The organism is Flavivirga aquatica, assembly GCF_001747085.1.
Classification (GTDB): Bacteria; Bacteroidota; Bacteroidia; order Flavobacteriales; family Flavobacteriaceae; genus Algibacter_C; species Algibacter_C aquatica.
The window spans coordinates 465,750-478,265 of the sequence record NZ_MDJD01000034.1; the positions used below are offsets into that span (position 1 = coordinate 465,750).

9 protein-coding genes are annotated in these 12,516 nt (G+C 28.7%); 3 read left to right on the forward strand and 6 right to left on the reverse strand.

The window, feature by feature from the left end; translation table 11 throughout:
- Window positions 1–102: 102 nt before the first annotated feature.
- Window positions 103–660 carry an ExbD/TolR family protein gene (locus A8C32_RS08175; protein ID WP_069829935.1) on the reverse strand — a complete coding sequence of 186 codons (558 nt, stop codon included), beginning with the start codon at window positions 658–660 and terminating at the stop codon, window positions 103–105.
- Between the two features lie 330 nt (window positions 661–990).
- Between A8C32_RS08175 and A8C32_RS08180 the strand changes: the two genes are divergently transcribed.
- Window positions 991–1,668, forward strand: a complete 678-nt coding sequence (locus A8C32_RS08180; protein ID WP_069829936.1) for a hypothetical protein — start codon at window positions 991–993, stop codon at window positions 1,666–1,668.
- A 217-nt stretch (window positions 1,669–1,885) separates the two neighbouring features.
- Here the strand turns inward: A8C32_RS08180 and mgrA are convergent, their stop codons facing one another.
- From mgrA to A8C32_RS08195, 3 genes are all read right to left on the reverse strand, one after another.
- Window positions 1,886–2,899, reverse strand: coding sequence for an L-glyceraldehyde 3-phosphate reductase (gene mgrA / locus A8C32_RS08185; RefSeq protein ID WP_069829937.1), 1,014 nt, complete (start codon window positions 2,897–2,899; stop codon window positions 1,886–1,888).
- A 143-nt stretch (window positions 2,900–3,042) separates the two neighbouring features.
- The gene (locus A8C32_RS08190) at window positions 3,043–5,322 is read right to left on the reverse strand and encodes a S9 family peptidase (protein WP_083253292.1); all 2,280 of its coding nucleotides are present in this window, start codon (window positions 5,320–5,322) and stop codon (window positions 3,043–3,045) included.
- A gap of 163 nt (window positions 5,323–5,485) precedes the next feature.
- A complete protein-coding gene (locus A8C32_RS08195; protein ID WP_069829938.1) occupies window positions 5,486–6,802 on the reverse strand; it encodes a sulfatase-like hydrolase/transferase in 1,317 nt (438 codons plus the stop codon).
- Window positions 6,803–6,942: 140 nt separating this feature from the next.
- On the opposite strand from A8C32_RS08195, the gene A8C32_RS08200 reads away from it, so the two are divergent.
- On the forward strand, window positions 6,943–8,496 hold the full coding sequence (locus A8C32_RS08200; RefSeq protein ID WP_069829939.1) for a DEAD/DEAH box helicase: 1,554 nt from the start codon (window positions 6,943–6,945) through the stop codon (window positions 8,494–8,496).
- A gap of 105 nt (window positions 8,497–8,601) precedes the next feature.
- Window positions 8,602–9,054 carry a cold-shock protein gene (locus A8C32_RS08205; protein WP_069829940.1) on the forward strand — a complete coding sequence of 151 codons (453 nt, stop codon included), beginning with the start codon at window positions 8,602–8,604 and terminating at the stop codon, window positions 9,052–9,054.
- Between the two features lie 308 nt (window positions 9,055–9,362).
- On the opposite strand, the gene A8C32_RS08210 is transcribed toward A8C32_RS08205, so the two are convergent.
- Window positions 9,363–11,180: an OmpA family protein gene (locus A8C32_RS08210; RefSeq protein ID WP_069829941.1), complete on the reverse strand. Its 1,818-nt coding sequence runs from the start codon at window positions 11,178–11,180 to the stop codon at window positions 9,363–9,365.
- A 17-nt stretch (window positions 11,181–11,197) separates the two neighbouring features.
- Window positions 11,198–12,124 (reverse strand): PorP/SprF family type IX secretion system membrane protein, encoded by a 927-nt coding sequence (locus tag A8C32_RS08215; RefSeq protein WP_069829942.1) that lies wholly within the window; start codon window positions 12,122–12,124, stop codon window positions 11,198–11,200.
- Between the last annotated feature and the right edge of the window lie 392 nt (window positions 12,125–12,516).

The window sequence follows — 12,516 nt, forward strand, 5'->3', positions numbered from 1 at the left end:
GAATAAAACCCTAAGCTAAGGGATTAGCTTAGGGTTTTAAAAAGGTATCTTTACGTACGTGTACTATATTGCCGTTTATAATACATTAAAATGTAGCTTGTTTTATTTTGTTTCAGCTTCCGATAATATAAACGGATAAGCATCCCTAACTTGTTTTAATTCTTCTTTAGATAATTTATCTGAAGGCTTTCCAAAAACATTCATAGCATAAGCGTGTCGTAATTCATAATAGGCTTTGGTTAATTCGTTTTGTACAGCAATATACTTTTTGTATGTTGTCTGTTTATCATTTGATAACGATACGACTGCTTCTTTTGGATTATCAGAAGCGTTTAAAGTATTTAGACCATTACAATAACTGCAGCTTTTATCTCCGTTGTTATCTATAAAATTTTTAGAGATTGTTTTTAAATCATTAAGTTTTACAATCTCATTTTCAATCATGATTTCATCATAGTTATTAATTTTTATTCGTAAAATATTACGTTCATGAATTGTACTGTTACAATCCATTCTAGGAGGACATTCTTTGGGGAGCATTCTGTTAATTCCAGCATCAGAAGAAATAGTAGCGGTGACTAAAAAGAAAATGAGTAATAAAAAGGCAATGTCTGCCATTGAGCCTGCATTTACTTCAGGCATTAGTTTTGAATGTCTCATAATTATAGTATTTAAATGTTAATGTAATTGAGTTTTACAAAAACAATACCATAACTATTAAGATGCTTAGATTAATGGATATATCGTTTGATGCTTTTCCAGATAATAGGTAGACGATACTATATAAGAATTTTTTCAGTTCTATTTTTCAACAATTAAACAGCTTAAAATAGGGATAAATTCCCATATTTTTCCGTAATTAGTTATTTTAGGAACGGTTGTTGTATTAATTCAGCTAAATATTTATTAATATAAGCCTATATTATAAGATAAAAAAATATCTTTGATGTATCTAGGTCTTAAGTCCAATTAAAAAGTATATTAAGATTCATGAAACTTTATATTTCGTTTTTTGTAATAATAGCCTTTTCTCTAACAGTACTAGGGCAAGTTGATAATAGAAAAAAATCAATTTCTATTCCAGCTGTTAAAAGTAATAATGATTTTTCAGAATCTAAATCATTGTTTCCTTCTAAGCCTATTAACAATAGCTCTTTAAAGAATATTAAAATCCCCAAAAGGTCTACAAGTCTTAACTTACCCAAAAAAGAATTTTCAATGTTTCCTGAAGAGGAATTTGGGAATCCTGGGGAGCTTTATGAAAAACAGATTAACAAAAACCTAGACAATTTAAAGCTTAGTGAAAAAGAATTAGCTTTAAAAAATGGTAGTACAACTGACCAATATTTTGGTGATTTTAAAAGTAATGGAAAATTTGTTAATGTTGTTTATAGAGATCATGGTTACGTTGATGGTGATATGATTAGGGTTCTTGTAAATGATGATGTTATTAAATCAAGTGTGTTTTTATCTGGTGGTTACAAAGGGTTGAAAATTGATTTACAAAAAGGGTTTAATAAAATTGATTTTTTGGCATTAAACCAAGGAGAATCGGGTCCTAATACAGCAGAATTTCAGGTTACGGATGACAAAGGAAATATTGTTTCTTCAAACCGTTGGAATCTTGCTACGGGTGTAAAAGCTACTGTTATTATTGTTAAGGAATAAATTTTATTGGCTTTATTAAATAATTAATATTGATAACTTCTTAAATATAAATGTTTAGATTATAAATTGAATAACTACATTGATTATCTAAAATTCAATAATGCATTATTTACTAATAATACTATACATCTAAAGTTGCTATAAATACTACAATAGTATAGTATATTCATTATTTTTAATACTATTATAAAACTAGAAAATTTATAAAGCAATAAAACTAAGAAACGATTTCATCAATTAATTTTAGTTCTTCATTGTTAAACTTTAAATTATCTAATGCCTTAATATTTTCTTTTAATTGATTAGAGGAACTTGCCCCAATTAATACAGAAGCTACTTGAGGTTGTCTTAAAATCCAAGCAATAGCCATTTGGGAGAGTTTTTGTCCACGTTCTTGCGCTAGTATATTTAGATGTTGGACTTTTTCAATATTATTAGAAACTGTTTCTGTATTTAAATATGTTAGATCTTTAGCAGCTCTAGAGTTTTTAGGAATACCTTTTAAGTATTTATCTGTAAGCATACCTTGAGCAAGGGGAGAAAATGCAATACAGCCTACACCATTTTGTTCTAAGGTACTCAAAAGTTCTTCTTCGATCCAACGATCTAACATTGAGTATCTTGCTTGGTGCAATACAAAAGGCACATTTAAGCTTTTAAGTATTTCTGCTGCTTTTTGGGTTTCTTTTGACTTGTAATTAGAAATCCCTATATATAATGCTTTTCCTTGACGAACAATATCTGCTAAAGCGCCCATAGTTTCTTCTAAAGGTGTATCTGGGTCTGGTCTATGGTGATAAAAAATATCAACATAATCTAATCCCAAACGTTTTAAGCTTTGATCTAAACTTGATATCAAATATTTTCTAGATCCATAATTACCATAAGGTCCAGGCCACATATCGTACCCTGCTTTTGTAGCTATAAATAATTCATCTCTATATTGCTTAAAGTCTTTTTTGAAAATAGTTCCAAAATTTTCTTCGGCAGAACCATAAGGAGGACCATAATTATTAGCTAAATCAAAATGAGTAATCCCTAGATCGAACGCTGTTTTTAAAATTTCTCTACCATTTTGAATATTATCTACAAATCCAAAATTATGCCATAATCCTAAAGAAATAGCAGGCAGTAGTATACCACTTTTTCCAGATCTATTATAAGTCATTGCATCGTATCTTTCATTTGATGCTTGATATGTTTTGGTATTGGATTTATCGTTAATTTGCATATTATAAATAATTATGGAAAGGGTAAAAGTATAAAATTAGTTTTCAAAATTATACTATAAATAAAAAAAAGCCTTTTGATAAAGTTTAAAAGGCTTTTTTTAAGGTTAGTAGCATTTTAATTTTTAAAAGGCTGCTTAATTTCTTAATTTAAATGTTTTGCATAAAAACCCATCATAGCTTTATAAAGTTCTATTCTATTTTTTTCTTTTGTAAACCCATGACCTTCATCATATTTTACCATATAGGGTACATCGTAACCTTTGGCTCTTAAAGCTTCAACAATTTGATCGGATTCATCAATATTTACTCTAGGATCGTTTGCTCCTTGAACTACAAATAGTGGTTTTTTTATTTTATCTATTTGATAGACAGGAGAAACTTCTTCCATGATTACTTTTTCTTCAGGAACATCTTCATCATACCAAATTTCTTTAATTATTTTTAAATAAGGTTTCCAATATGGCGGAATGGTTTTCATAAAAGAGAATAGGTTAGATACACCAACATAATCAACACCACAAGCGTATAAATCTGGAGTTTTAGTTAAACCACGTAAAACAGCATATCCACCATGACTACCCCCATAAATAGCTGTTTTATTTTTATCTACCCAACCTTTATCTATTACATATTGTAAACCATCTTCTACATCATCCATAGCTTTTCTTCCAATTTGTTTAAATCCAGATTCTAAAAATGCTTTACCATAACCTCCAGAAATTCTAAAGTTTATTTGCAGAGTAGCATAACCACGACTAGCAAAAAGTTGTGCTTCTGGGTTGAAACCCCAAGAGTCTCTAATGCCTTGTGGTCCTCCATGAGGGTTTATAATTACAGGAACTCTATTTCCATTTAAAGCAGCTTTTGGCAAAGTAATATAACCATGGATGGTTTTACCATCTCTACTTTTAAAAGTTATTGGACGCATTTCTGCCATATCACTTTCTAGAAGGTTTGGCATTAAATTGTAGAGTAGCTCAAATTTTTCTTTAGCAGAGTCATAAGAATAATAAATACCATATAATTTATCACTTTGAAGAAATATTAAATATTTACTTTCATCATCAGTAACATCAGCTATAGAATAATTATAATCAGGAAATTTACTTGTAATTTTTTTGTGAAGTTTTTTATAATACTTGCTTACAGGAACAATTTCTTTTTTTTCTCCTTGAAATGAAAAATAATCTAATTCGTAGTTTCTTTTTCGAGATAAAGACACTCCTGAAACATCATAATTCTTGTTAGAAAACAGCTTTTCGACTATTTTGTCTTTTTTAAGATCGTATAAATAGATTTGATTTTTATCACTATCAAGATTCGATACAACATAGGCTTCATGAGGGTTTTTAGATGTATAATTAAAGGCAGCAATATTAAAATTATCTTTCCAGCTTAATTTTTTCTTTAAGTTATAATTTTTATCATCTATAGTGTAATATAAATCAATATTTACACCATCTCGCATTTTGGTAAATCCACGTAATTTCCCATCTTTATCAAATACATAAGAATTAATGGGATTAGCTAGATCTTCATTTTTGTATAATTGCTCTAGATTTCCTGTATCTATATTAATTTTATAAGGTTCAAAAATTTGACGATTATTTTTATTCATAGAAATAATCATATGGTTTTTATCCTCTTTTAATATTTCTATAATATTTACTTTAACTCCATTAAATGGTGTTAATTCCTTTTGATTTGTACCATCAATATTTACTGCAAATAAATGGTAATTTTCATTACCTCCTTTATCCATAATATATATCAATCTATTGTCGTTTGCCCAACCAAAGCCTCTTATTAGCTCTTCTTTTTCTTCTATAACCCTTTTAACCTCATTTGTTTCAAGATTTTTTACATATACATGATTTTTAGCATTCTCATCTTTTTCTCTATAAGATAAGTAGGTTCCGTTTGCAGAAAAACTAAAAGAGCTTGCTTTTGGTTTTGCAAAGTAATCGTCAACGTTATATTTATAATTGCTTATTTTCCAGTTGGAAAGTTTAGCTAATTCTTCATTAGAAGTAGGTAATGCTATATTACCAGGAAGTGTTTTTACAGTTTTCGATAATGATAATGGTAATTTCATGCCGCCTTGATAGAAGGTACCAGTAATTATATTTTCTTTTAATTTACCAGTATATTTTATTCCTCCTTGATTAAATTTAATTGTAATAGTATTATCTATAAAAGTTGTTTCATCCATGGGGATACCTGTAGCTCCTTGTGAGGGACTATCCATAGTGGATGTGTATGTGTTATCTTCACTTTTAATACTAAATAGTAAAGGCGTCTCTGTGCCTTGTATGTATAGTTTGCCTTCCCAAGTACCAACTATGTCTTGAGCATGTAATTGTTTTGCCATGCTCAAAAATAAGAATAAAGCAGAGCTTAATTTTAAAATTGTAGTCTTCATTTTCATGATATGGATTAAAAAGTTCATTTTACTTCATATTCTTTAATACAACTTATAATAAAGTTATACTAAAGAATATGATTTTGGTACTATACCAAAATTTAACAATAGATTAGAAGTAAAAAAAAGTTTTTTGTTACAATATCACTAAAGAATTTTCTGATTAATTTCTTATTTTTTGAACTTCAGAAATCAATTCATCTTTTATAGTACTATTTGCGGTACTTAATGGTAGTTGATTTGCATTTAGCAAGTTGAGGGTTTCTAAAGGGGATTCACTCAAATTGTATAGGGCTTCAGAACCATTTTCAAAATAAATATATTTATGTGTATTATTTCTTATGGTATAATCTTCGTTTTCAGTATATATATAATTCCTTTTATTACCATTGGCATCAGTAAATAAGCTTTTAAAACTTTTACTATCGTTTATTTCTGTTGTGCCTGTACCTGCTATATCTGCAATAGTAGCATATAAATCTGTTGTATTTATTAAAGCATTTTCGATTTCATTTACTCTAGAAACGTCTTTACCAGAAACAATCATAGGAACGTTTACACCTCCTTGGTATATACTCCCTTTTGCTCTACGCATGTTATATTCTTGAACAACTTGGTTTGGTGTACCATTATCTCCAACAAAAATGATAACCGTATTGTCTTTTTCTTCTTGAGATAATGAATTAATTAATCTGCCCATTTCTGTGTCCATAGCTTCTAGAGCGGCCATATAATATGGTAAAGGATTAGCGTCTATACTAGCTTGATCTGATGCCAAGGTACCTTGAGAGTGTAAATTATTTGGAGGTAAATGAAATGGAGTGTGGGGTGCATTATAAGCTACCCATAAAAACCATGGTTGAGTTTGATCATCAACCCAATTTATAGCTAAATCTGTTAGTTTTGTAGTAATATATTCTGAAGATGAACTAGTATTGCCATTAATATTTAATGTCCAATTAGTATAGGAACGTACACCACCTCCTAAAGTTCCTGCATAATAATCAATACCCATATTATTGGGATGACTATTATCTTTAGATAAATGCCACTTTCCAATAACGGCATGAGTATATAAAGAGCTAGTATTTAAATCTAAGAACTTTTGTAATGATATTTCCGAAGTAGATAATTCATCATCCACTTTAGTTACACCAGTTCTAAAACCATATTTACCTGTTATTATACCTGCTCGAGTAGGTGTGCAAGTGGGGTTTGACCAGACATTGTTAAATTGTAATCCATTATTAATTAAATTTTGAAGGTGAGGCATATTTGGTTTTATTGTACCTATATTATAGCTAGGGCATGCATCTAAACCCATATCATCTGCAATGACAAGCAGGATATTTGGTTTACTATTTAGTCCCATAAGAGAGGAGATTTCTTCTTGATTTAATTCATCATCATTGTTACTACAAGATATTATAAGAAGTGAGAACAAAAATAAATACACAAAACGGTAGAATGAAAAACTCATAGAATTGTTTTTATAGTTTGGTTTACAGATTATTAGACTTCTTAAAAACGATTTAGTTTAAATATATATAAATTTTCATAATAAAGATTCGTGAAATACCCTTTAAAGATGTTATTTTTGCACGTTACAAATTTTCATATATGTCCATTTCCACAACAGAATTAGAAGAAAGAAAAGCTGGTAAAGATTTATATAGTTACCAAAAAGGTGCCATAGATAAAGTTTTCAAAAGCTTTGAAGAATCTCCCAAAGATTATCATTTGTTATATCAACTTCCTACAGGAGGTGGTAAAACTGTAATTTTTTCTGAAATCGTAAGACAATATTTAAAGCTTCATAAAAAGAAGGTGTTAGTAATGACACACCGTATCGAGCTATGCAGACAAACCTCAAATGTACTTACGGAGTTTGGTGTTGGAAATAAAGTTGTTGATAGTAAGGCTGATTTAAGTGATCAAGCAGACTACAGTTGTTTTGTTGCTATGGTTGAGACTTTAAATAATAGATTAAATGATGATAAATTAGATATTTCTGATATAGGTTTAGTTATTATTGATGAAGCTCACTATAATTCGTTTACAAAACTATTCAAGTTTTTTAATCAAGCATTCATTTTAGGTGTTACAGCAACTCCTTTGAGCTCAAGTATTGAATTACCAATGACTGATAATTATGATGAGTTGATTGTTGGAGAAAGTATTGAATCGCTTATAGAAAATGGTTTTTTAGCACGTGCCGAAATGTTTACTTATAATGTTGGATTAACATCTTTAGTTGTTGGTGCTAACGGTGATTATACAGTAAAGTCCTCTGAAGATTTATATACAGACAATGATATGCTTACTAAGTTGTTGCAAGCTTACGAAGAGCGTTGTAAAGGTAAGAAGACTTTGATTTTTAATAATGGTATAAATACATCATTACATGTTTACGATACCTTTAGAAGAGCAGGTTATCCTGTTGCACACTTAGATAATACTAATTCTAAAAAAGAACGTGCGCAAATATTAAAATGGTTTAAGGAGACTCCTGATGCTGTTTTGACCTCAGTAAGTATTTTAACTACAGGTTTTGATGAGCCTACTGTAGATAGCATTATTTTAAACAGAGCGACAAAGTCATTAACTCTTTATTACCAAATGATTGGCCGTGGTTCTCGTATTTTAAAAGATAAGAAAACATTTTCTGTAATTGATTTAGGAAACAATTTTCATCGATTTGGACCTTGGGGAGAAGATTTAGATTGGCAACGTATATTTAGATCTCCTAACTATTATTTAGATTCTATTTTAACTGATGATGAGTTAGAGAGTAGTTTTAGATATGAAATGCCAGATGAGTTACGTGCTAAATTTTCTAAGTCGAAAGTTGTATATTTCGATATTCAAAAGACTTATATTGATTCGGTGAGAAGTGGTGAGTCTTCAAAAGTTGTTTTAGAACGTTCTATTGAGCAACATGCTAAAATTTGCATAGAAAACAGTGAAGATGTATATGATGCTCTTGGATTAGCTAAAATGTTAGGTGATGATATTGATTTTAGAATTCAACGTTATACAAAATGTATTAGTAAAAGTACCTTTAATTTTGTTGAATGGTTGAAAGGGGATTATAAGAAAAAATTAAATGCTTATTTACGTTCAAATTTCGATGAAGTTTTTGAGCAAATTCATGGATATCCACCTGAAGATTAAAACTTGTATTTATTTTAAACCCATATAATTATAATATCTTTTAAAAATAAGACGTACCTTTGTTCTAAATTTATTAACATTAAAACAGATACGATATTTTAAACTATGGCAAAATCGCAAGTAACATTTAACAAAATAGAAAAAGAAAAAAAGCGCTTAAAGAAAAGAGAAGAAAAGCAAAAAAAGAAAGAAGCTCGTAAAGCTGAAGCTAAAGAAAATCCACAAGGAATTCAATTTGCATATGTTGATTTCAATGGGAATTTAACAGATACTCCTCCAGATCCAACAATGAGGGAAAAGGTAGAGGCGGAAAGTATTGAATTAGGTATTCCTAAAAAAGAAGATAGAGAAGAGGCAGAACCAGCAAATAAAGAAGGGAAAGTTTCTTTTTTCGATCATTCTAAAGGATTTGGTTTTATAATTGATAGCGTTAATCAAGAAAAATATTTTGTTCATGTTAGTGGGTTGCTTGAGCCTATTGAAGAAAATAATAAAGTTACTTATGAACTTGAAAGAGGTCAAAAAGGTATGAATGCAGTTCGAGTTAAAAAGATCTAAAGTATATTTATATACCTTTATAGTTTTTTATAAATTAAAAAAAGCTATAACTAAAAAGCTAAATAAGTAAAGCATATTGATATACTTTACTTATTTAGCTTTTTTTCTATACTTTTTAAAATTTTGAAGAGTATTTAATTACCAATTTTAACTATAAAATTTAATATTCTCTAGAAATTGACTTCATTCATCTTGTTAATTATAGAACTCTTTAAAACACTGATGTTTTTAATATGACAATGTAAAATAGTATTAAAATAAAAAAGGACTATGAATATTTATAGTCCTTTTTGGTTGATTGGTTAGATCTAGTTATTAAGCGTTGTACTTAAATCAAACTCACATCGCCTTTCTTTAGCAGTCGCTTTTTTACAATCTTCTCCTTTGTTGCAATCAATTACCACTTTTGTTTTTCCATAAGCTTTAGATTGAATTCTTGAAGATTCAAGACCTTTATCCTTAAGATAGTTTATAACAGATTTTGCACGTTTTTCCGAAAGTTCTAAGTTGTATATATCAGGACCAAAAGCATCTGTGAATGTACTTAATTTAACTATTCTATTTGGATATTCAGACATTTTTTGAACAATACTATTTAAATGTTCGTAGTACTCTGGTTTTATATCATGTTTATCAAAATCAAAGTAAATAGGAGAGAAGTTAAAATTTTCAACAACTTTTTCTTGATCTAAATAAATATCCTTATCTATATTATCTTTTGTTACAGTTAAATTAACTGAGAATGGTGTATAATTTTGTTTGTTTACGCTAATAGTGTATGACTTACCTCTATCGGCTTCAAAAGAATATTTGGCATCTTCACCAACAGTTACAACAGTACTAGAAACTTCATTTAAGTCAATAATTTTAACTTCAGTACCAGGAAGAATTTCAGATGTATTAGCATCCTTTACTATACCTGCTATAAATAAATCTTGGGCAATTTCAAACTTGTAAATGTTATCAGATAAGCCCGAACCTCTGTTTGAAGCAAAATAACCCAATTCATTTTCATCATTAATAATAAAAGAAAAATCGTCTTCATTACTATTAATAGGTTCTCCTAAGTTTTTGGCATTAGAAAAAGCACCAGACACTTTTTCAGATTTAAATATATCTAAACCACCATAGCCTTCATATCTATCAGATGAAAAATATAATGTATTATCAGAACTAATATGAGGGAACAATTCTAAAGATTCTGAATTTACTTCATTTCCTAATTTTTTAGGTGTTCCTAATTTCCCATTAGTTATATCTACAACATAAATATCAAAAGAACCAGACATATCTGAAGAGAAATATAGTTGCTTTTCGTCATTACTCAAAGCTGGATGCATTACAGAATAGTTTTTATCGTTAAATGGTAATTCTTTAATATTTTCCCATTCACCATTAGCAAATTCTGCTTTATAAATTTTCATGTGAGTAATTTTACTTTTACCTTTAGATGATCCATTTCTAGTAAAATACATTGTTTTACCATCTTTAGTGAAAGCTGCATTTGCTTCGTGTAATTTTGAATTTATACTATTTGAAAAGGCTTCTGCACTAACAATATCACCTTCTTCATTAACATTTCCTGAGTATAAATCTAAGTAAGCTTGATTAGTCCATTTATAAATATCACCACCTTCACCACGAGCAGAAGCAAAAACAACTTTATCGCCATAATAAGAAGGCCCAAAATCTGATGCCGAAGAGTTAGCAGAAATAGCTTGAATTTCATATACAACAGCATCTTCTTTCAAAGATTCTAGATAAGCATCTGTACTTATGTTTTTTCCTGAGTATTTTTGATACCAAATGTCTGCTTCACTATAATTACCAGTTCCTTTAAGAGACTTAGCATATTTATATAGGTAGGCTTTATCTACTTTATTTTCATGTTTTTCAACTAGAGTTTTATACCATTTCGTAGCTTCAGACATATTCTTAGTATAGTAATAGCAATCACCTAGCTTTTCTAAAACTTCTTGAGATTGATTCTTTTCTTTTAAAAGAAGTTCTGAAGCTTCTTTATAAGATTTCTGCTCTAATAATCGATCAACCTTTTTTAAGTTTTGAGCAACTAGTACTTGTGAAGTCACTAGGATGGTAAAAATAAATATTGTAATTTTTTTCATTTTTTGAATGTTTTTTATTAAAAGAACCTAGGTGATTTTTCGTAGCCTTTTTTGAATAATAATCCTAAATCATATAAAAGGATAAATTCATGAGAAGCATTTGTGAAAACATTTATATCGCTTGTCACATGATCGTATGCATATCCAATTCTAAGTGATGGAGTAACTCTTATGTTAATCAATCCGCTAATAGACTCATCTAAGCGGTAACCTACACCTAATTCTAAACGATCGTTATAAAGTACATTTCCTGTAACATCAAGAGATAAGGGAGCACCTTCAACATATTGTGTCATGAATGCTGGTTTTAATTTAAATTTATCACTTAATTTAAAAACATATCCAGACGTTAAATATGTATGAATTTCTTGTTTACCTGTAACAGTTTCATCATCATTAATATCTGATCCTAAAAAATTAGGTACAGACAGTCCTAAATAAAATTTATCTGTGTTATAATATACTCCAGCACCTAAATTAAAAAAGGTTTTATCTATAGCGTCAAAAGCAGGATCTCTTCTTTCTTCTCTTGGTGTTTCTAGTATAATACCAGAAGGATCAAAATCGTAAAAATTTACACCAGCTTTCATCCCAAAAGAAAGAACCCTGCTATTATTCATATTAATTTTATAAGCAAAATCTGCACTGGCAAAATTATTACTTAAAAAATTATTGAATTGATCTCTTGTATATGACAAACCTAATTCAATTTTTTCGTTTATAGCCTTATGAGCAAATACAGAACTTGTTTCAGGACCTTTAAAACCAGTCCATTGTATTCTATGAATAAGTCCTAAGCTTAATACATCAACATCACTTGTTGTATAAGCGGGATTTATTACGTTCATATTATACATGTATTGAGTAAATTGTGGGTTTTGTTGTGCACTAATTTTTGTGGTAATACAAATGAATGCTAATAGAAGAATTAGTTTTTGTGTCATTTTAAGTTTATTAAATGAATTTTTTTGTTAGTTTTTTGTAATAAGAGCCTAAAAAATAATACAACCGTAGATAGTTGTATTTTGGAGGTTAAGAGCTTATTTTGTTTCTTTAAATCATGTTTCTTTTTAATATGATAATAGTTAATTTCAATACAATAATAGTTAATTTTTATTTAAGACAATTAAACTTTACTGAACCCTTATCTAAAATGTGTTTTTTAATTATCATTTTTATAAATACTCTTAAATAAGTAAGAAAATTAAAGTTTAATTATTTTAGTTTTATATCAAAAATAAATACATTACTACACATAACTGAGATTGTAATCTTGTTTTAGGTAAAATCTTTTTGAGTAAGATTATCAAAATATTAAAAAATCAATAAATATTTA